The organism is Methylobacterium sp. R2-1 (assembly GCF_014191355.1).
In the GTDB taxonomy this organism is placed as follows: domain Bacteria; phylum Pseudomonadota; class Alphaproteobacteria; order Rhizobiales; family Beijerinckiaceae; genus Methylobacterium.
Genome location: NZ_JACHWM010000018.1, coordinates 70,837 through 91,190, shown reverse-complemented (window position 1 = coordinate 91,190; position 20,354 = coordinate 70,837). Strand labels below are relative to the sequence as shown.

Sequence of the window (20,354 nt, the reverse complement as noted above, 5' to 3'; positions counted from 1 at the left end):
CGCGGGGGGTGCTTGCCACGGGAACCGGATCCGTCCAGGCGCCTGCGGCGCTACTACCTGCATGGACCCACTTAACGACAACGTGCGCTCGATCCTGGCCCTAGCGTTTTCCCATAAGCTCGGCACTATCATCAAGGCCGAGCGGGTCCTGGACGCCAAACTCGACGAGTTGCGAGGCAGCCGGGCGCGGCGGGCCGCGATGGATGCGCTGCTCCATGAACTCGCCTTGCCGACGCGCCACGCCCGCAACCGGGGTAGCTTATTTAAATTGATCGAGCTGCAACTGAAGCGCTGGCACACCGAGATGGCGTATCTGTTCCACTAGTCACCTACAACTCCTCGTAAATAGGCTGCGGCGGAAATTTCCTAACGCCGATTGGGCCGTAATACAGATCTGGCAGGGAAAGCTCCTTCGCTGCGCCCAACTGCATTCAGTCATGTTCATGAACGTGCCTTCCAGCCGCCGGCCACTCCTGCCCTTCGTAGTGCCGTCGTTCGCGGCCAAGGCAGCTCCACCCAATAGAAAATTGCGCATGGCCGGGAACTCACAGCTCGCCTCTGCGTTACGCGCGTGCGAGGCCTGGCATGGGCTCGCGCTATGGGCGCCGGCCACACGGTGTCCGGCGTCCCTTGTAGTCACGTTGCTCATCGGAGGATGTGGTTATGAGGACATACGACGTTGCGCCCCTGTTTCGTTCGTCGGTTGGCTTCGACAGGCTGCTCGATCTGCTGAGCCAAGCCGAAAGGGCCGAAGCGACAGGCGCTTGGCCGCCCTACAACATCGAGAAGGTGGCTGAGGACGAGTACCGCATCACCATGGCGGTTGCCGGCTTCACGGCCGACGAGATCGAACTCACTCAACATGACACCGCGCTCCTCGTCTCGGGCCAGAGGAAGAGCCAGGAGAGCGAGCGCCAGTACCTGCATCGCGGCATTGCCGCCCGCACGTTCCGCCAGACCTTCAACCTCGCCGAGCACGTGAGGGTCACGGGCGCCGCCCTGGAGAATGGCCTGCTCACCGTGGATCTCAAGCGCGAGGTGCCAGAGGCGCTTAAGCCCCACCGCATCACCATCGGCGGCATGCAGGCCGCCCTCGGGCAGGACAACGCCCCCGCCCAGATTAAGGGCGAGGCCGAAGCCGCCTGAGAAGGTGTCTGCGGAATTGGAGGGGAACATGGCGACGTTCCGCCTGAACGAATGGCGCCGCTGGACACTGAGAATGTGACGCGCACGTCCCACGTTGCCAATGTGGAATGGCAATACGGTGCTCCTCATCGACTGGCTTCTGTCTGAGAGTCTCTGCGTCGGGTTGGCACTGCTCCTCCCGAGCTCGGCCATGCCAACAGGCTTGGCTGCGCTGCTGTCCCTGACGGGATTCGTCTGGCTCGGCGTGGCGATCGCCCGAGCCTGCCCGCCATTCGGCAGCGGTCACTTGACGACTTGGGATGCGGCCCTGCTGTGCTTTGCAAGCAGCTTCCGCGTCCAGAGCGCGGCGCGTCTCGGGGCTTTCGGTCCCTGACGGAGTGCAGGCACGGCGGCCTCCATGCAGGAGAAGGCCGCGGAGATTGGCCACAACGGCCGACCGCTGAGCTCTGGCCCTTCACCGAAGCCGGCCCGCAGGCACGCCCTGATGCGATGCCGCCGTGCGGCCGACTCTGGTTCGACGAGCTTGAGGGCGCGCTCCTGAGGCTTGGGGAGACATGGTGGCCAGAGCCGAGTGCTCCGGAAGCTGCCGTTCCGCTGTTGCAGGAGGGCATGAAACATATCGCCGCCCGGACGGAAGGCGAGCGATATCCTGTGGGATGCCTGTGCTCGTAGAGCCCGCCGTGGGGGTCTCTGTCATGGGTCCGAGGTTTTTTCCTGATCTTTGCTTCCGGGAAGGAGGGTCAGATGCTGGAAAGAGCAAACCACAATTATAGAACAACTTCGTACTTGGTCACCGGCACGCTTGGCGCGGTGCTGCTCGCTTCGCCTTGGCTGACCGCCTTGGGCGAGTTGACCCAAGTTGCGGCCTGCGCGGTTTCTGGGGGCGCGCTTCTCTTGCGCCTCAGCCTGTCGTCTCTCCTGCATCCGCGTGCGTGGAAGGTAAAAGGAAGAATGCTGGTGGGCGCCATGGTCGCGCTCGCGCCCTGGGCTCTGGGGATGAACGAAGCCTCGCCGTTGTCCTGGCTCTTCCATCTCGTTGGGCTGATCACCTTCTCTCTCGCGGTGGCAGAGTTCTGGCCCACCCTTGCGGCAGAGGTTCGCTCGACACGCGTCGCTCGCTGGATCGAGGCGGTGGCACGCTTCCTGTTCGGGAGAGGGAGGCTGTCATGTTGACTTGGTTCGTGCTGACCAACGTGATGAGCTCGGGTCTCTTGGTCCTGATGGCTCCCGCGCCGTTCCTGCTGCTGCTGCTTCTTCGCTACCCGACCCAGCCAATGGATGATACGGCTCCGCAGGAGGCACGGGACGGACCATTTCCACTGCCGACCTGAGGATCGATGGCCGCGCGGAGTGCGAGAGCAAGCAGTCTAGGTCCGAGGCATCGCAACCGAGCGGGTTGGCAGCCAGGATCGACAGCCCATAGCCGGAGCGATGCACCGACCCCCGGAACGAGAAGCCCCAGAGAGACAGGCAGCCCTCTTCCAGAATTCCGCAGGGAGAATCCCGTTCTCGGTCACGGCGAAGAACGCGCCGTCGCGTGGCTGGGCGGGAACGTCTCGCGATCGCGTGGGGGCGGACCGACATGCCGAGGAGCAAGCGGAGCGTCGGGCGCCGACCTAAGTGTCGGGACGCTACCTTCGAAAGGTCGGACCGCGTGCAGCGATACGGATGCGGCGCTTGCAGGGAGTAATCGTGCACGGTCGCGACGACCTGCCGACCACCGACGTTCGAAGGGGAGGCCGAAGGCTTCACGGCTGCATGTGATCGGCGGCCAGGCGAGGAACCAGCAAAGTGGCGAAAAGTTTTGCAATCGAGAATTCAATATACACGGAGGATGTCATGAAGGCTCAACGCTCTAGCTCCAATATCCTCGTGCAAAGCTCAAACGTCGACTTGGGCAGCGTTCTGCCGGATTATGCGCGTGCCGGCGTCATGCAGGTTGCGAGTAAGTACTTTGGCAACCTCAACATCGCGGCAGTGCATTTCAATAGGGAAGGCGGTGCATATCGGTGTACCGTCAACGTCCAAATGGGGGCACTACCGATGATGAGCGGCGAGGCTGATGACAGGAACGCTTACGCCGCATTCCGGAGGGCTCTCGAAAAGGTCGCGAAGCAGCTACGAAGGGCGAAGCGCGAACTTCGAGAGGACAAGCCCCAGCGCCTCGACAAGGGCATCTTCCTGTACGAGCCGGGGGAGGTCGGACGTCGAGCCAATCGCCAGTCCGATGGAGATGCTCTAGCGTTACGGCACCTCATCGAGGATGCCAGCGGGTGGATGCCGCTGGAGCTGGAGGTTGGCAGCGGAGACGGAGCACATCGCATCGTGGCACAGTGATCTGGCGTACGGATGACCCTCGCTGGTCGGGCAGCAAGGATGCATGCCTGTAACACTTGGCATGTGGGCCTTCGCTTCCTGCCGCACTCGGAAACCGCGGGATCGAGTGGCTTGGACCGTTGCTCGTGTCCGCTCTCGCGATCTTTCGGGCTCCCTGATCCGCCTCACCAACCGGTTACCGGTGCGGCCGCTGAGCCCGCCGGAATGTCTGGCCTCGGGCCAGTCCGTCCGAAAGGCAGGCTCCCCAGCGCCTCCGGCCCGCGCAGTCCTAAGATCAAGTCATTGACCGCTTCGATGCCGCGGTCTCTTCCATTCCACGCCGCAACGATAATTTGCGGAGGCAGGATCCTTGAGCGACAATCCTTATGACGTTCTTGCCATTAAACGCGACGCGTCGGCCGAGGAAATCCAGCGGGCGTTCCGTAAGCTGGCGAAGAAGCATCATCCCGATCTGAATCCTGGCGATCCAAGGGCTGCCGAGGCGTTCAAACGGATTTCGGGGGCCTACGACATCCTCGGCGATCCAGAGAAGCGAGCGCGCTTCGATCGCGGAGAGATCGACGCGTCGGGCACGGAGAAGCCGCCGCACCGGTTCTACCGCGACTTCGCCGACGCCAGCGACGGACATCCCTATGCGTCGGCGGCAGGTTTCGAGGACATGACCGGCACGGACGACCTCCTCTCGGAGCTCCTACGACGTCGTACCGGAACGAGCTTCCGCATGCGCGGAGCCGACCGCCACCTGCGACTTCCGATCGATTTCCTGGAGGCGGTGAACGGCACTAACAAGCACGTCGTCCTGCCGGACGGGACAGCGCTCGATTTTGTCGTTCCGGCCGGCGTGAGCGACGGGCAGATTCTGGGCCTGGCAGGCAAGGGGGAGCCCGGCCTGGGCGGTGCACAGCCTGGCGATGCTCTGGTTCAGTTGGAGGTGCGTCCTCACCGGCTGTTCCGCCGCGAGGGGGACGACATCCGGCTCGATCTACCCATCTCCTTGACGGAAGCCGTGCTCGGCGGTCGCGTCGAGGTCCCGACGCCGACCGGTCGGGTGACTATGTCTATCCCAAAGGGGTCCAACACCGGCAAGGTGCTGCGGCTGCGCGGTAAGGGCGTGCTGCGGCCTCAGGGCGGACATGGCGACATGTACGTCACCCTGCAGGTAGTGCTGCCAGAGAACGATCCGGATCTGGAGACGTTCGTCACACACTGGCAGCGCGGGCTTGCTCACAATCCGCGTCGCGACCTGGAGCGCGAGGCATGACGCGCGAAGAATTCTGCAGCCGTCTTGGTATCGGGAGCGCAACGCTCCAGCTCTGGACTTCCGAGGGTTGGCTCTTGCTGGATGACACCGGGTCGTCCAGCGCGAGCCTGTCAGAGATCGACCTGGCGCGAGGGCAGCTGATCCGGCACCTCGGCGACGAGTTCGGAGTCAACGCAGACGGAATCGGGATCATTCTCGATCTCCTCGATCAGGTGCACGGACTTCGATCCGTGCTCCGAGAAGTGCTGCAGAGCTCTGCTGCCAGGGCGGAACGCTGAAACAGATCGACGTTGGCTGTCCGGATCTCCTAGGAATGCCACCTCTTGGGCACTTTAGGGAGCGAGCTGCATTTCCTAGACACCCGCATCTCAGGAGACGTGCATGCCGAACAGGAACCCGGCAGGTTGGATGCTGGCTGAGGCCATCGACGCCCTGACGCGAGCGGAGCGAATGCACCGCGAGCTGTTCCGGCCTCAGCGCCCGACTGCGCAGCGCGAACCTGCTTGGGAACCGCCGGTGGACGTTCTCGAGACCGACAGGGCAGTCCTCGTTCTGATCGCCCTGCCGGGAGTGGATCCAAACCAGGTCACTGCGTTGATTGAGGACGGAAGTCTTCTCGTGCAGGGGAAGCGCGTGCTGCCACCCGAGCTGAGAAACGCCGTCATCCATCGACTTGAGCTGCCGCAGGGGCGCTTCGAGCGCAGGATCCCACTGCCGACCGGTCGCTACTCCGTCCGGCACTTCGCGGCCGACGGCTGCCTCGTCGTGCAGCTCGATAAGATCCGCTGAGGAGGCGCTTCTCTTGGCTCATCTCGACAGCCTCTCTGGAACGTCCAACGGCGACGCGAACGATCCGCATGCTGCGGTTTCAAATCCCACTCTTCCGGAAGACGGCCTCATTCTGGTGCCTGCTAGGAATACCGTGCTGTTCCCTGGCATCATCGGTCCGATGATCCTGGGACGCGCGAAGTCCATTGCAGCGGCTCAGCGCGCCGTGCGCGAGGAACGTCCTGTCGGCATTCTCATGCAGCGGGATGCCAGCATCGAAGATCCTGGCCCGGACGATCTCTACCGTGTCGGTACGATCGCCAACATCGTCCGGTACATGACTGCGCCGGATGGAACCCATCACGCCATCTTCCAAGGCACACAGCGATTCCGCGTACTCGACTATCTCCCGGGCACTCCCTTCCCTATCGCGCGGGTGCTTCAAATTCCTGAGCCCGAGATCCAGACACCGGAGGTCGAAGCCCGTTTTCGTCACCTGCAGAGCCAGGCCGTCGAGGCTCTGCAACTCCTTCCCCAAGCTCCACAGGAACTCATCACAGCCCTTCAGGCGACGACCTCACCTGCCGCGCTTACCGACCTCGCAGCGGCGTACATGGATATCGGGCCGGAGCAGAAGCAGGAGATCCTGGAGACCGTCGATCTCATACCGCGCATGGATAAGGTCCTGCGGCTCTTGGCCGAGCGGCTGGAGGTTTTGCGCCTCACCAACGAGATCGGACTTCAGACAAAGGCGGCCATCGATGAGCGCCAGCGGGAGGTTATCCTGCGCGAGCAGATGGCCGCCATCCAGCGCCAGCTCGGCGAGAACGACGGCCGAGCCCAGGAGGTGGCTGAGCTTAATGAGGCGATCACGCGGGCGCAGATGCCTGAGGAGGTGGAGACGCAAGCGCGCAAGGAATTGCGCCGTTACGAGCGGATGCCGGAGGCGGCAGCTGAGGCCGGCATGATCCGCACCTATCTCGATTGGCTGATCGAGCTGCCCTGGGCACTGCCGAAGGAGAAGCCCATCAACATCGCCGAGGCGCGGCAGATCCTAGACGCCGACCACTTCGGTCTCGAGAAGATCAAAGCGCGCATCATTGAGTACCTCGCGGTGCGCAAGCTCGCGCCGAACGGCAAGGCACCGATCCTGTGCTTCGTGGGGCCGCCCGGCGTGGGCAAGACCTCGCTCGGCCAGTCGATTGCACGCTCGATGGGACGGAGCTTCGTCCGGGTGAGCCTTGGTGGGGTGCACGACGAGGCGGAGATCCGTGGACATCGGCGCACGTACGTTGGTGCGATGCCGGGCAACATCATCCAGGCTGTCCGGAAGGCAGGAGCTCGCGATTGCGTTGTGATGCTCGACGAGATCGACAAGATGGGCCGCGGAATCCAAGGTGACCCCTCCGCCGCCATGCTGGAAGTTCTCGACCCTGAACAGAACGGTACGTTTCGCGACAACTATCTCGGCGTCCCGTTCGATCTGTCCCGCATTGCGTTCATTGCCACCGCCAACATGCTGGACACGATACCAAGCCCGCTGCGCGATCGGATGGAGGTCATCAGCCTGGCCGGCTACACGGAGGACGAGAAGCACGAGATCGCTCGCCGCTACCTCATCCGCCGCCAGCTTGAGGCGAACGGGCTGACGCCGGAGCAGGTCGAGGTCGGGGATCAGGCTCTCACGGAGATGATCCGTGCATACACCCGCGAGGCGGGCGTTCGAAACCTGGAACGTGAGATCGGGCGGCTCTTCCGCCACGCGGCCGTCCGGATTGCCGAAGGTAGTGCGGATAGAGTCCGCTTCGGGGTTGGTGAGCTTGCTTCCGTCCTCGGGCCACCTCGGTTCGAGAACGAGGTCGCGATGCGCACAAGCGTGCCCGGCGTCGCAACAGGGCTAGCTTGGACGCCGGTGGGTGGCGACATCCTGTTCATCGAAGCAACGCGTGCGCCCGGCCAGGGCAATCTGATCCTTACCGGACAGCTGGGTGATGTCATGCGCGAGAGTGCGCAGGCGGCCCTGAGCCTCGTGAAGAGCCGAGCCGGGGCGCTTGGGATCGATCAGGCTGTCTTCGAGAAGAGTGACATCCACGTTCACGTACCGGCCGGTGCCACGCCCAAGGACGGGCCCAGTGCTGGTGTGGCGATGTTCATCGCCCTGACATCCTTACTCAGGGATCGCTGTGTGCGCAGCGACACGGCCATGACGGGAGAGATCTCCTTACGAGGGATGGTCCTACCGGTGGGCGGCATCAAGGAGAAAGTCGTCGCCGCCGCGGCGGCGGGCCTGTCGCGGGTGATGCTCCCGGCACGCAACCGCCGCGAATACGAAGAGATCCCCCCAAGTGCGCGCGCGGCGCTCGAGTTCGTCTGGCTTGAGAACGTCGAGCAGGCAATCTTCGCTGTTCTTGACGAGCATGAGGCAATACACAGTCCAGTGACCTAACCGGAGCAGCATGGCGTAGATACTGATCCTCTGTGCTGCTGCATCAAAACGGAAGGTCAAATACTTTATTATTCATTACGGTCGTCGCGCCGAAGCTCTGTGGGCGAGATCACCTTCCGCAGCCGGTTGTTCTTCGGGCTCCGATTGACCGTGTGCATCAGGTGCCCGTCCGCGATTAGCGCCTGGACGGCCGTCGGAGGACCTAGGAGAGTGGCCGCCACGTCGCGTCCCGCCGCCTCGAACTTCGGCGTCATGCCGATCTGGTGCAGGCAAGCGTCAGGGACATCGTGACAAATCGGACTGCTCAAGCTGACGCTGAGGCCCGCTGGGGGACGTTTTTCTTGACGATCGCCCGCTGATTGCCCTCGTCAGGAACCAGCATCAAGTCAGCCTCAGACGGTCCGGCAGCTGTTTCGGACAACAGAGTCCCAGAACTATCTTGTTCTTTCGGCAGTTTGCTCAGGAACCTGACGATCGAGAGGCTTGAGGCGAGTAGGTCCTACGCCCTCGGCTTCGATGTTGTGAGGTCATGCACCCCAATCAGGCTGAGGGGCTCTCCTATGGATGTCACCATGAGCCTGTTCATCGGTCATCTGGCTTTCGCAGGTCGGCCGTAACTGAAAGCCGAGACCAAGACAGGTATAATGGCACGCCCGCCGGTTTGCATGGCGCTAGTTGCCCTGGCTGAGGTGCAGCCCAGGCGGGAAGGGAGTTAAGCGTGACGCTGCTGCAGCGGTCACGGCACAGGGGTCACGAGGGCGAATCTGAATGGGCTGGTCACTACCAATTGGCGTCGTGAAGGGCACGGTGATCCGTGTCCACATCACCTTCCTGCTCTTCCTCGCATGGATCGGCGTGGTTGCCTTCGTCCGAGGTGGACAAGGCGCGGCGCTGCAGAGTGTCGTGTACATCGTCCTGCTGTTTCTCTGTGTGCTGCTGCACGAGTTCGGGCATGTCTTTGCCGCCCGACGCTACGGCATCCAGACGCCGGAAATCACGTTGCTGCCCATCGGCGGCGTCGCGCACCTAGAGCGAGTTCCCGAGAAGCCGACACAGGAGCTCGTGGTTGCACTCGCCGGTCCCGCGGTGAACATCGCCATCGCGGCCTTGCTCTTTCTTGTGCTTGGCGGTTTGGCCTCAGAAGCTGGTACAGAAGTTGCTAACCCCGGGGTTAGCCTCCTGGAACGCCTTCTGTGGGTCAACCTGTTCCTGGTTGCCTTCAACCTGATCCCGGCCTTTCCGATGGATGGCGGGCGCGTGTTGCGCGCCATCCTGGCGCATCGTCTCGGCTACGCACGCGGTACCCAGATCGCTTCCCGCGTCGGACAGGCACTCGCCTTCGTGTTCGGCCTCTGGGGCCTACTTGGCGGTAATCCGCTGCTGATGTTCATCGCGTTCTTCGTCTACATGGGTGCTGCCTCTGAAGCTCATGCTGTGCAGATGCGCCAAGTCTCGCGCGGCTTGCTGGCGGCGGACGTGATGATCACGCGCTTCGAGAGCCTACGGCCGGGTAGTCAGGTCGAGGATGCGGTGCAGTGCCTGATCACTACGACACAACACGAGTTCCCCGTTGTAGATGGGATGGGACACCTGCGAGGCGTGCTCACTCGAGACGACATGATCCGCGCTCTCCGTGACCGCGGTCCTGAAACTTCGGTGACGGAAGTGATGCGTTCCGACATTCCAGTGGTGCGGGACCGCCAGCCGCTCGAAGGTGCTCTTCGTCTGATGCAGGAGAAACGGCTACCAGCAATTGGGGTAACAGACGCGTCTGGCAGGCTCGTGGGCCTGATCACGCCTGAGAACGTCGGCGAGATGATGATGGTTCAGACGGCGCACCCTCAGCGGCGTCCATCCCTTGTACCGCGGATCCGGCCTTTCCTCTGAGCGAGGCAGAGCAGTGCTGGACAGGTGCTTGTAGGCCACTGCACCAGCAGCATGTCTCATAACTTCCAGTTGGCGAAGCGCCGTTCCCCTAATGCGGACTTGAATCCTCCAACGGTCCGCTTCGAACCGCCTGCGGACGTTAAAAGGCTCAAGCCCGAAGGTTGGCTCCCCAACCGAACGGTGTGAAAACAAAAGTGGCACGGATCGCGGTAGAAAGTTTATCTCCTGAACCAACGATATCGGCCGGTCGGAGGCCGTGCAATGGCCTGCGAGGCGGCTTCAACCCGCACGTCACAGAAGACTGTCTACGGCAACGCGGCTGGCTCGCGATTTCACAGAGCCTGCACCCGTCCGGACCTTGGCCGGCGGCAACCCAAATGTCCACTTGGGGTCAGATGTTCGCTCGCCGGCTATAGACTTGCGGATGCTGCCGCTCTTCGTGGCCATTGTACCCCGGGGATCAAACATCTAGCGCAAACCCTGGCGGCTGGCCTCATCGGGCTGGCCGCTCAATCCCGCGGCTGTGACGCGCTCTCGGCCGTGACTTGTGTGTCCTTGCGGTCCTGATCGCACACCAACCAGTTCATCGCGCCGAGCGCCAGGACCGCCGCGGCCGAGAACGCGAAGCGCATGACCGGAGCACCGTCTAACACGGCACTCCAAGGTGCCAGCAGTTCGCCGGCTTCATCAAAGATCTGCGGCGTGGCGAGCAGGATCATTCCCAGGATGACGCCAAAAAGCTCGAAGGCCACTTATTGCAGGCAAGGCCTCCGGCCACAACCTCGACTCGTGAAGAGTTAGCGAATGTGGCGGGGCCTTACCGCCCTGCTTCAGCAGAGTAGCTGAGGAAATCGTAGGAGCTCTCAGATTAGACAAGAGTAAATAGCGGACAAGCTCGAGATTTGTGCGAGGCTCCGCGTTCGCACTGTTGGGCTGTGCCGCTGCGTCGAAGCTGGACAGATCTGATCGTGTGAGCAACGCCAGTGGATGTTTCTCTGGCCCGCAGTTTGGGTGAGCGCCAGCACGCGCTACGGCCCGCTTCGGCTTCTACTTTGACAGACATCGCCAGAAAAAATTTGCGCGCCTGTGCTATGCCGGCCGCATGGAACGGTTGGCTTCAAGTATGATCATCCCGCTGATGGGAGCGGCGGGGCGCAATCGCGCGTTATATAGTGTTTCTTCAGGGAGGAACATCGTGACCGTTGCGCATATCCTGGCTGAGAAAGGCTCCTCTGTCGTCACGGTACGGCCTGATGATCCGCTTGCGGACGCCATCCACCTGCTAACCGAGAATGGCATCGGTGCGCTCGTCGTCATGGGCGAGGCTCGTACTGTTGTCGGCATCATCTCAGAGCGCGACATCATGCACGCGCTTGCGGCCCAAGGGGCGACCGCCCTGGACCTGCCGGTCTCAAGCCAGATGACTCGGAAGGTTGTCACTTGCCGGCGCGAGACCACGAACGACGAGGTGATGCGGCTAATGACTGAGGGCCGGTTCCGCCATATGCCAGTGTGCGAGAGCGGCAAGCTCGTCGGCATCATCTCCATCCGTGATGTGATCGAACGGCAGCTGGCTGTGCTAGAGGCCGAACGGCAGGCCATGCGCGACTACATCAGCACGGCGTGAGAGATGTAGTGGGGCGACTGATGGTGTGAATAGCGCAGCAGCTACTGCACAGACGCGGACGAACGCGCATGAGCTCGCCTGCTAAGCGGCTGCGAGTCCGCGGAAAACCCTGATCGCAGTACGTTTGCCCGCGTCAGTGCACTAGGTAGGGGACTCATTCAGGTCCATGCGACAACACAGGAAACGATCACGACGGCGGCCAGATAGTTGCAAGACAATCGGTCATAGCGGGTCGCGACGCGCCGCCAGTTTTTGAGATGGCCGAACAGGCGCTCGATCCGATTGCGCCGCCGGTATGCGATCCGGCTGTGCTTGTAGGGGACCGTCCGGGTGGCCGTGGATGGGATGGTGGCGATCACCTTGCGGCTCTTCAACCAATCCCTCAGGCTCTGTGCGTCGTAGGCCTTGTCGGCAATCAGGCGCCTGGATGGCACGACGGCCTCTAGCAGAGGCAGCGCCATGCTGATGTCGGCCACGTTGCCTGGTGTCAGGGCGAACGCAACCGGTCGGCCACGACCATCGGCCAAGCAATAGATTTTGCCCGTGAAGCCGCCGCGCGAGCGGCCGATGGCTTGGGTCCAGGCCCCCCTTTTCCGCCGGATGCCGAGCGGTGTGCCTTCACGTGAGAGGCATCGAGCATCAGCTCCTCGGGGACAGGACCTGCGGCAGCGATCCTGGCAAAAAGCCGCTGCCAGACACCGCGCTGAGACCACCTGTTGTAGCGGTTGTAGATCGTCGTATGCGGGCCGTAGGCAGAGGGCGTGTCCTGCCAGCGGCAGCCGACCTTCAGCACATGTAGGATGCCGCTGATGACCCGCCGGTCATCGACCCGCGGCTTGCCCGGTTGACCGTAAGGCACTGCGGTTCGATCCGCGCCCAGGCTTCGTCCGAGAGCCAGAACAGCCGTGCCATCGCGATCCTCCTGAGCTGGAAACCCCATACTCAGGAAGAAACCGCAAGAGACAGCAATTGGTTGTATGAGTTCCCTACCTAGGTCGCGGACTCATTAAGCTCGCAGCCAGACACGCAGGGCTGCGAGCTTGACGCTGGCCAGGAAGTTGTCGGGGTCCTTGTCGTAGCGCGTGGCGACGGCGCGGAAGTGCTTGATCTTGCCGAAGAAGCGCTCGACCAAGTTGCGGTACTTGTACAGGAACGGGCTGAAGGCCAGCACCTGCTTGCGGTTGGGCATCCGCTTCACATTCGCCCACGCCCCCTGCTCGGCCATCCGGTCCCGCAGCGCGTCCCTGTCGTAGGCCCCGACCACCCAGCAGGATTTGGCCCGTGCCCACCTCGGCGGGATTCAGCACCGAAACGAAAGACTGTACGTGGAGTACCGAACGCCGGGGTCGAACTCGACTTGGTGGTCCAAGCGGCACATCGCAAACCTGCTGCAGTGCAGCACAGTTGAGATTGAGCCCTGCAGGAGTGAATACATGGCTGATACTGCAGCCGCGCGCTGGATCGTGACGTGGTGGCTGTCAGGATCGTGTGTCGGCGAGCCTTCCGATAGTCCGGGATAGGGTGCCTTCAAGACGTGAGCAGGCGGGCTGCCGTGGGGCTGTCGTAAGAAGCCGCCTGCTTAAGCAGGCGGCGTCGTCGCGCTCAAGACGGCAAACAGACCTGCCGGGTTTTCACCACCGATGGTGCCACCCGTGATAATGCCAGCGCCACGGCCGATCGAATCCGACTCCGTGATAGCCCCAGGGCCGTTCCCAATACGGCCTGTAGAAGCGGGCTCGGTGCCATCCCCAGGGCCGACGCCAAGGCGGACTATAGAAGACCGGACCGTAGAAGTTCGGACGACAGAAGCCGTAGAAGTTCCGGTGAAAGCCGGGGCCGCATCCGTCGCGTGCCTCGGCCGACGAGCCGGTGCCGACCAATATTCCCAGGGCAAGGACGGCAGCACCTGCAAGTTTCCAGAGCATGGTTTGCACCTCCTCCAGGTGGGACAATCATCCACCCTATCCGTGTAACGAAAACGCACTGGCCCGGTTCCGCGTTGCAGCGATACTGAATTTTCATAGTCGCGCAGTGCGCTCTGCATCCACTGCATCTTCTGGCTGGAGGCGGATCCCACTAGATCATTGCAAGGAGGAAGGTCTGAGCATGGAGGTTGTCATGCGCTCAAGATTCCTTGCTGCGGCGATGCTGGTCTTCGCCGCGAACGTGCCTGACCCTTGTTCGGCCCAGCCTAGTGGCCGAGCAGGCGATATGGAGGGATCACGATCCCCGATCACGGTGCCGAACACCGCGCCGACCGGACGCGTCGTGCCGCGGCCAGGCAGCCTCGATCCAGCCGCAGTACGGAACATCGAGAAGCGCACGAAGGAGCAAGAGGAGGATGCGTCAATCACACGGGGAATTTGCGTCGGCTGCACCTGATCTGCGACGCTGACATCTATCTCCTTGCGTGTGCACTCTATTGGTCGAGGGCCTCTGGTTCGTCGGCAAGGCAGTTACGTGTTCTGAACGTGCATCCGAGCCGAAGCCACGGGCCGGTCCACAGGATCGGGCAGGACCGATCGGCAGCCATCTATGGGTTCAAAGCAGGAGGATACGTCAGATGAGCGAAAACGCGCCTTCAGACTGGAAAGACACGACGCAACAAGGTTCAGGCTGGTCTTCGGTTATCGTCGCATCGCCGGCCCACCCGGAGCAGGCCAACGAGAATACCACGGTTCAAGCGACGCGGGATTCCTGGAACGGAGCAGAGCTGGTCGCTGCAATCCAGGCAGCGGGACGCTACGTTCGAGAGACCGAGCAACAAACGCGGGCACTGACCAAGCGCTTGCAGGAACTGGTCGCCCAGGTCCGCGAGCAGCTGAGCGCTGCGGTCGGGCGAGCGGAGGCGGCCGAGGCGCGTGAGCGGGAGCTGCGCCGATGGGCCGAGGAGGCCGTCGAAGCTGCAGAAGAACGCACGCGGGCAGCGGAGATGCGGGCGCAACGAGCCGAGGCTTGGCTGGCTCGTGTCGCCGAGGCCGTTCAAGCGGAGTTTCCGGTCCGAGCCGAGGAAATTACTCATGGGAAAGACCAGATTGCCGCCTGATCGAGCTGCCGTGGCGTCCTCGGCGGGTCGCAGTGCACGGACTGTGGGCCGTCATCTGAATTCCGAGGTCTGGGTAACCTAGGTGAACACTCGGGAAGGCTCTGTCATCTTCCCGGCTTGGAAGGTGCACAACCGAGGGGAAATCGCTCGTACGGCTCGATGCGACGACTTTCCTCGTGCGGTACGCTGCATTCCCGTTTCCAGTCTGAGCGCCGTCGTGCATCTCCGCGGGGTCTTCCGCCGAACTGCACGCCGTCACCACCTGGGAGGGCGTCAGCTTCCAGAACGCCTGGGGGAGGTCCAGAGACGAAGGCCGGCCGGTCGAGGAAGAGCGCTACTAGCGATCGATGCGGCCGTTGCTGTCACAACTGATGTGGTGAGCGCGCGCTCAAGGCGGCGCGTCAAGCCGAAGCTTATGGAGCAGCGGCATGAATACGCTGGCCCCTTCTTGCGGAAGGCCCCGAATCCTTGTGGTCGGGCAGGACCCTCAGGTTCTCGCGCTGGTGACGGAGGAGGTGGCGGCTTGCGGCCTGGACGTCAGCGGCATGACCGTCGGCGTCGCCGAAACTGCGAGCTCAGGTGCGTTCGATCTCGTCGCCTTCGGGATGGGCGTGTCCGCCGAGACGCGGACGGAGCTCGAGCGCATGATTAGCGCCGCCAATCCGGACGCGCGCTTTCTGCGCACCTACGCCCCCTATGCGGCGTCGCAGATCGTCGCGGCAGTCCGGCAGCCGCAGGCGTCGCCGGTGGACATCGAGGCGTACTGCCGCCGCATCGGTTATGATGGACCGCTCGAGCCGACGATTGAAACGTTGAGCGCACTGCAGGAGCGCCATCTGGCCGCCATCCCGTTCGAGGCGATTGATGTCCTGCTCGGCCGAGGCGTGGACATATCGCCGGCCGCGGTGGACGCGAAGCTGATCGCGGCGCGGCGGGGAGGCTACTGCTACGAGCAGAACGGCCTCTTCAAGCGCGTGCTGCGCGCGATCGGCTTCGACGTGGACGGACTCGTAGCAAGCGTCCTCTGGATGGCGCCGCCGGGCGCGCCGCCGCCACCGCGCACGCACATGGTCCTGCGCGTGACCATCGAAGGTGCGCCGTGGCTCGCTGACGTCGGCTTTGGCTCGAGTGTGCCGCCGGCGCCGCTGCGGATGGACTCCAGCGAGCCCCAGCCGACTTCGCACGAACGGTACCGCCTGCTCCCGATCGGCGCCGGCCTCCTGGTGCAGGTGGAGATAGCCGGAGAGTGGAGGTCGCTCTACGACGTGTCGCCCGAACCGCTGCTCGACAGCCACTATGAACTGTTCAACTGGTTCGCCGCCGCGCACGAGACGTCGCACTTCCGGCGCGAGCTGATCGCCGCAAGGATCACCCCGGACGCTCGCTGCACTCTGCTGGGGAACCGGCTCACCATTCGTCCGGCGCATGGCGAGGTGGAACGGCGGCAGCTCGACGCTGACGGGATTGAACGTGCGCTCGCCGAGGTCTTCCACCTCTCGCCGCAGCCCGACTGGAGAGGGATGGTGGAGAGGACGGCCGCGCGCGGCGCATTTCCTTGAGGGAGCCTCGGAGGTATGAAGCGCCTCGCGGATTGGCGGCAGCTAACTGAGTCGAATATCAATCGCTCGGTGGCCTCGCCAAGCCGTTGAGCTGGTTCACTTCGGCGCGTCGGTCCGCCACGCATGCTCGCGGTTTCGTCGGTTGCATTCCGCCCCGTTCAAGAGCTGATCGTGGTCACGTATCGGCTGTCAGCGCCGGTTCTCCGATCCCAGACGCAGCGATACCCAGGGTGGAAAGTCATTGCCCGCAGTCAGGGCGGCATGGTCGTCCGGTCGGTGGGTTTTTGGGCACCTCCGGTGGCTGTCGAAGGCGTCGCCTCGATCCTCGGCGCGGTTTCAGTGTGCACCGGAAGTGAGTCAGAGCCCAAAGTGGTCCCACCCCCGCAGACCGTCTAAGGGGTTGGCCAGAAAGGTATTTTCGGCACTGAGGTGGGCACCTTTTGGACGCCGATCAGCGCCGAAGCTGTACCAACCTATGCGAGCTAAAGACAAAATATTTCAGATGCTTAGGTACGAGTGATCGGTGGCTCCGCTTTGGAAGCCGAGCCACAATTCGGGCTCACCCCCGGACCTCTGACCTGTTTGCGCGCGAACTCCGCTAGCCGGTTCTTCAAACCCTGCAGGTGACCCTCGAGCTGAAAGCGGAGGGCAGTGCCCGGTGGGTGCCCCTCCATCAAAATCTGCCGAGACTGGGTTTGATCGAAGCGTTGGTGCAAGGCCGACGGGAAAACGATCTGCTGTTGCCTGAAGGCGAGGCCGGCGTCGAGGAAGCAGATGATCTCGACGATGGCGACGATGCGGCATACGGCAGCGCCTTCGGAAAGTGGTTCCAGCGCTTCAAGTCGGAGTACGGCGTGCGCAAGGATGTGGTGTTTCACTCGTTCCGGCACTCGGTGACAACTCTCCTCTGCAATGCCGGGGTTCAGCAAGAGTTCGTTGAAGAGCTGATTGGGCACGAGAGTCAGGCGAGACGCTCCGAGATGAAGCGTTACAACAAGGGCCAGACCTTGATGATGCTCAAGGACGTAATCGATCGCCTCGTCCTGCCGATCGACATCGAAAGGATGGTCGATGCGGCGCGCGCTGGTGAGCCTCGTCAGGCATTCCGGCCGAGCCGGTAGCTGGCAAGGCGGGCGCGATCAGGCCGATTGTGTTGGTGGCCATCCCCATGGTTCGCTTGAAACAATCCGGACACAGCGCTCGCCATTTGCGACCAGCAGTCTTCGCAGTTCGGGGCCAGTTGCTTCGCGGCGGCGGATAACAATCTCGGGACTTATGACGCGTCATCCATGCGGAACAGTCCCGACGCTGCTACTCTGTGCATGGCGGCAGACAGCTGGTGTCCACCCTCCGACCCATGTCCAGCATGTCAAAAATGCAAAGGCTTGCACGGCTCTAGAAACTTTATTTTCTGATCAAAGGAAGCCATGTTCCGATTGTGCTGACCGCGCTTACAATCAAGGTGGCAATAGCAATATAAAGAATCTGCAGCGCAATTCCTTGGTCTCTGCCATCATTTTCGATTTGCGGCCGATTAGTTGTTGGCGCGTGCTGATTGCCGCGATCAGTTGTTAGTCCTCCAATCGCGAAACTCTGCGACACGAGCATCAAGAAATTCCCGACCGCCCAAGGTGCAGCGTCAGGGTATTGATGTATATTGTTCACGTATCCCCACAATTTAAATACAACATTCCGAAAAAGCCACATCCCATGGCAAAAAGAAAAACGAACCGAATATAAGTCACGAATACTTGGAGAATAGGCTGTGATTTTCCTAGCCACATTGCTGTAAGTAGCGCAACAAACATGGTTGCCGGCTGCCAAGGCAGATGCTCTGACTGATCTGGATAAAGCCATTTAATAACAGTTAAAGTTGAAACACTTACATTTATTCCTACAACTATGATGCTAACGGGAAGAAAGTAAGCAGCATAATACCTTAGTGTATTCATAGGCGAAACCGATTTGCCTTTATTGTTGGCTATATGCCGTCGTGAAGGCAGGCAGTAGGGTATACCCTGCGCATCTAATCGTCATTTAACGTGCCGGCTACGGCTTTGTCACATGGCTCCAAGCTAAAATCGAGGGTTAAACCTAAGAAAGCATGTTTCGCGGCGTGATCTGCTCAACCCTTGAGCAATGCATTCTCGCCTCAAGGCCGGCGAGGATGCGCATCGCGCGAGCGAGACGCGAGTCTTTGATGTAGGAAACCACACCGTCATCGGCCTCGAACAGAGCGTTGAGCTGCGTACACGAGATCGCAAAGTGGGTGCAGGGCTTCTCGATCCCGAGATCGGAACTTCGCAGGTCTTCCTCGATGAGCGACGCATGGTGACGCCAAGCAGCGTATCCCACTAGTAGGGGCAATCTCCGGGCTTGTTCAGGACAGCATTCACCATCAACACCATGGCAGCTGTGAGTGCCGTTCGCTGCCTCTCGTCGGCGGTGTCGATGCCAATGTGATGACTCGCTCAGAAGCGGTTCCGAGCTTCCGGGATTTTGGACCGTGCCCATGCCTATTCGGCAAGGGCTCCGCGAGCTGACCTCTCAGTATGCCCACGCCCAACGACCGCCGATGAACTCTCATCGGCGGTGGTTGGGCTGTCTGTTACGGGCTGCGGCGGCGCAGCTCGGAGATCCGCGCGTTCAGTACGGCGCGTAATTCCTGCACCTCGGCATAAGCGGCCTCTGCTTTCTCAAAGGCGGCCAGTCCGTCGCGGCGGATTTCCTGGGTCAGCGCCTTGATGCGCTTGACCGCGACCAGGAAGCTCGGGGTCTCGGGGGGATGTGACATGGTATCGGCGTCCTTGAGTGATGTCAGTGAGTGGTTGAAGTGAAGGGTTCGACCCGGACGGGTACGGCGCCATCCGGGAATTGCAGCAGCAGCGGCAGGCCCGCTGAGAGATCCTGGGCGCGGGTGACGATGAAGCCCGTGTCGGCCGCGATCACCAGCGCCAGGGCTTTGCTTAGGAGGACGTCGTCCTCGGTGTCATCGAGAGGACCCACCTCGACGGGATCGGCACCGGGTTCTTTCCGCGCGATCCTGCTGGTTGCCGCGCTCAATTCTGACAGCAGACTCTGCTCGACGGCCAGATCGAGCTGCCGCAGCCGTGCTTCGGCCGCGGTGACGAGATCCTGCAGCGCCGCGTCGAAGGCGGTCGTGGCTCGTGCCAGGGCGATGCGGCCGGCCGCTCCGAGATCCTCCTCGATCGCTGCGTCGAAGGCGGCGAGCGCGCGCTCGGCCCGGAGCCCGGTGCGCTCGATGAGATGACGCACGAGCATTGCGGCCGCCGTCGGGGTCGGCTCGGAGCGCGCCGCCACCGCATTGAGGGCAGTGCGTGGCGTGCCGGCATGTCCGAGGCCGACGATCAGGTTCGGCAGCCGATCAGCTGTCGCGGCACGCGCAACCGCGTAGCTGTTGAGCGGACGGAATGCTTCGATCGGCCCACCGCCGCGGCAAACAAGTGTTGCCGACAGGCCGTACTCGGCGTGCAAGCTCGTGACTCGGGCCAATGCCGCGGTCAGGGAGCGTTCGGCCCCCGCCCCTTCGAAGGCAGCGAACACCCTGTGTAGATAGAGAATGCCGGCCGCTTCAAGCGGCTGCAGCACATGCTCGACGTCGCGGCGTGCCTCGCTATGCTCTGAGACGACGAGCGCAATATGATGGAGGTCCTCCGGCTCGACCCAGTTGTCCGGCCCGAAGCGGCCCCCCTCGAGCCTCAGCCGCTGCAGCGTGCGCTCGCGCTCGAGTTCTGCTTCGAGCGGGATCTGTCCGAGCGAGAGCAGACTCATCAGCTTGGCCTGCACGCCGGCTCCGCGGCCGAACCGCTGACGCAGGCCGGTGCGCAACTGAACCTCGACGGTGCGGTTAACGAGGTCGGCCGGATCGAAGTCGGCACCACGCTCCGCTCGGATCCGGTTGAGCTCGGGGGCATCGAGGCGGACCTTCAGTCCCGGTGGATCGTGGCTGAGGCTCGCCTGCGCCTCGCCCAGCAAGAGGAGATGGCTGTCGGGACCAGCTGTTTCTACGGTGAGGACGCAGGCCCGCACGGTGTGCTCGCCGCGCAAGCGTTGGCGCAGCCAGCCGAGCAGGTCGCGCAGTTCATGCACGTCGGCGGCGCTTGGGGCGGGTTCAAGCGCGCTGCCGAGGCGGCGGACGCCCGGTGGCGCGTCGCCGCCCGAATGAGACTGGGGCGGCGGCGTGTCCCTCGAACTCGGAAATCTGTGATGTCGCATGGTATCTGTCTGTGTGCCGTCGTGTGAATGGCGGGGGCGAG

At 62.5% G+C, this 20,354-nt stretch carries 20 protein-coding genes and 2 pseudogenes; 15 read left to right on the top strand and 7 right to left on the bottom strand.

What is annotated here, in order from left to right; genetic code table 11:
• Window positions 1-61: 61 nt before the first annotated feature.
• The 11 genes from FHU13_RS22860 (at window position 62) to FHU13_RS22810 (ending at window position 9,845) form a co-directional block, all read left to right on the top strand.
• Window positions 62-325 carry a hypothetical protein gene (locus FHU13_RS22860; RefSeq protein ID WP_183438142.1) on the top strand — a complete coding sequence of 88 codons (264 nt, stop codon included), beginning with the start codon at window positions 62-64 and terminating at the stop codon, window positions 323-325.
• A 338-nt stretch (window positions 326-663) separates the two neighbouring features.
• Window positions 664-1,146: an Hsp20 family protein gene (locus FHU13_RS22855; RefSeq protein ID WP_183438141.1), complete on the top strand. Its 483-nt coding sequence runs from the start codon at window positions 664-666 to the stop codon at window positions 1,144-1,146.
• 190 nt (window positions 1,147-1,336) lie between these two features.
• Window positions 1,337-1,519 (top strand): hypothetical protein, encoded by a 183-nt coding sequence (locus FHU13_RS27965; protein ID WP_246714806.1) that lies wholly within the window; start codon window positions 1,337-1,339, stop codon window positions 1,517-1,519.
• Between the two features lie 371 nt (window positions 1,520-1,890).
• Window positions 1,891-2,319 carry a hypothetical protein gene (locus FHU13_RS22845; RefSeq protein ID WP_183438140.1) on the top strand — a complete coding sequence of 143 codons (429 nt, stop codon included), beginning with the start codon at window positions 1,891-1,893 and terminating at the stop codon, window positions 2,317-2,319.
• Window positions 2,313-2,477 (top strand): hypothetical protein, encoded by a 165-nt coding sequence (locus FHU13_RS22840; RefSeq protein WP_183438139.1) that lies wholly within the window; start codon window positions 2,313-2,315, stop codon window positions 2,475-2,477. The genes FHU13_RS22845 and FHU13_RS22840 overlap by 7 nt, the downstream gene beginning before the upstream one ends.
• Before the next feature lie 508 nt (window positions 2,478-2,985).
• Window positions 2,986-3,483, top strand: a complete 498-nt coding sequence (locus tag FHU13_RS22835) for an HPF/RaiA family ribosome-associated protein (protein WP_183438138.1) — start codon at window positions 2,986-2,988, stop codon at window positions 3,481-3,483.
• 349 nt (window positions 3,484-3,832) lie between these two features.
• Complete coding sequence (locus tag FHU13_RS22830; RefSeq protein ID WP_183438137.1) at window positions 3,833-4,744, top strand: DnaJ C-terminal domain-containing protein; 912 nt, start codon at window positions 3,833-3,835, stop codon at window positions 4,742-4,744.
• Window positions 4,741-5,022 (top strand): chaperone modulator CbpM, encoded by a 282-nt coding sequence (locus FHU13_RS22825; RefSeq protein ID WP_183438136.1) that lies wholly within the window; start codon window positions 4,741-4,743, stop codon window positions 5,020-5,022. Before FHU13_RS22830 ends, FHU13_RS22825 begins: the two co-directional genes overlap by 4 nt.
• Window positions 5,023-5,125: 103 nt before the next feature.
• Window positions 5,126-5,533 carry an Hsp20/alpha crystallin family protein gene (locus FHU13_RS22820; RefSeq protein WP_153876859.1) on the top strand — a complete coding sequence of 136 codons (408 nt, stop codon included), beginning with the start codon at window positions 5,126-5,128 and terminating at the stop codon, window positions 5,531-5,533.
• Window positions 5,534-5,546: 13 nt separating this feature from the next.
• Complete coding sequence (lon, locus tag FHU13_RS22815; protein WP_183438135.1) at window positions 5,547-7,958, top strand: endopeptidase La; 2,412 nt, start codon at window positions 5,547-5,549, stop codon at window positions 7,956-7,958.
• A 768-nt stretch (window positions 7,959-8,726) separates the two neighbouring features.
• A complete protein-coding gene (locus FHU13_RS22810) occupies window positions 8,727-9,845 on the top strand; it encodes a site-2 protease family protein (RefSeq protein ID WP_183438134.1) in 1,119 nt (372 codons plus the stop codon).
• A 509-nt stretch (window positions 9,846-10,354) separates the two neighbouring features.
• Here FHU13_RS22810 and FHU13_RS22805 read toward each other — a convergent pair.
• A complete protein-coding gene (locus FHU13_RS22805) occupies window positions 10,355-10,597 on the bottom strand; it encodes a hypothetical protein (protein ID WP_183438197.1) in 243 nt (80 codons plus the stop codon).
• 443 nt (window positions 10,598-11,040) lie between these two features.
• Here FHU13_RS22805 and FHU13_RS22800 point away from each other — a divergent pair, with 443 nt between their 5' ends.
• A complete protein-coding gene (locus FHU13_RS22800) occupies window positions 11,041-11,472 on the top strand; it encodes a CBS domain-containing protein (protein WP_183438193.1) in 432 nt (143 codons plus the stop codon).
• Between the two features lie 158 nt (window positions 11,473-11,630).
• Here the strand turns inward: FHU13_RS22800 and FHU13_RS22795 are convergent.
• The 3 genes and pseudogenes from FHU13_RS22795 to FHU13_RS28625 all read right to left on the bottom strand — a co-directional run bounded on the left by FHU13_RS22795 (window position 11,631) and on the right by FHU13_RS28625 (window position 13,397).
• A pseudogene (locus tag FHU13_RS22795) lies at window positions 11,631-12,384 on the bottom strand (IS5 family transposase).
• A 94-nt stretch (window positions 12,385-12,478) separates the two neighbouring features.
• Window positions 12,479-12,761 (bottom strand): annotated as a pseudogene (locus tag FHU13_RS22790) (transposase); the annotation flags it as partial.
• 342 nt (window positions 12,762-13,103) lie between these two features.
• The gene (locus tag FHU13_RS28625; RefSeq protein WP_246714805.1) at window positions 13,104-13,397 is read right to left on the bottom strand and encodes a GCG_CRPN prefix-to-repeats domain-containing protein; all 294 of its coding nucleotides are present in this window, start codon (window positions 13,395-13,397) and stop codon (window positions 13,104-13,106) included.
• Between the two features lie 638 nt (window positions 13,398-14,035).
• Here FHU13_RS28625 and FHU13_RS22785 point away from each other — a divergent pair.
• The 3 genes from FHU13_RS22785 (at window position 14,036) to FHU13_RS22775 (ending at window position 17,198) form a co-directional block, all read left to right on the top strand.
• Window positions 14,036-14,518 carry a hypothetical protein gene (locus FHU13_RS22785; RefSeq protein ID WP_183438133.1) on the top strand — a complete coding sequence of 161 codons (483 nt, stop codon included), beginning with the start codon at window positions 14,036-14,038 and terminating at the stop codon, window positions 14,516-14,518.
• A gap of 428 nt (window positions 14,519-14,946) precedes the next feature.
• Window positions 14,947-16,077: an arylamine N-acetyltransferase family protein gene (locus tag FHU13_RS22780; RefSeq protein ID WP_183438132.1), complete on the top strand. Its 1,131-nt coding sequence runs from the start codon at window positions 14,947-14,949 to the stop codon at window positions 16,075-16,077.
• 623 nt (window positions 16,078-16,700) lie between these two features.
• Window positions 16,701-17,198 (top strand): tyrosine-type recombinase/integrase, encoded by a 498-nt coding sequence (locus FHU13_RS22775; protein ID WP_183438131.1) that lies wholly within the window; start codon window positions 16,701-16,703, stop codon window positions 17,196-17,198.
• A 283-nt stretch (window positions 17,199-17,481) separates the two neighbouring features.
• On the opposite strand, the gene FHU13_RS22770 is transcribed toward FHU13_RS22775, so the two are convergent.
• From FHU13_RS22770 to FHU13_RS22760, 3 genes are all read right to left on the bottom strand, one after another.
• Window positions 17,482-17,901: a hypothetical protein gene (locus FHU13_RS22770; protein ID WP_183438130.1), complete on the bottom strand. Its 420-nt coding sequence runs from the start codon at window positions 17,899-17,901 to the stop codon at window positions 17,482-17,484.
• Window positions 17,902-18,685: 784 nt separating this feature from the next.
• The gene (locus FHU13_RS22765; protein ID WP_183438129.1) at window positions 18,686-18,871 is read right to left on the bottom strand and encodes a hypothetical protein; all 186 of its coding nucleotides are present in this window, start codon (window positions 18,869-18,871) and stop codon (window positions 18,686-18,688) included.
• A 23-nt stretch (window positions 18,872-18,894) separates the two neighbouring features.
• Window positions 18,895-20,313, bottom strand: coding sequence for an exodeoxyribonuclease VII large subunit (locus FHU13_RS22760; protein ID WP_183438128.1), 1,419 nt, complete (start codon window positions 20,311-20,313; stop codon window positions 18,895-18,897).
• Between the last annotated feature and the right edge of the window lie 41 nt (window positions 20,314-20,354).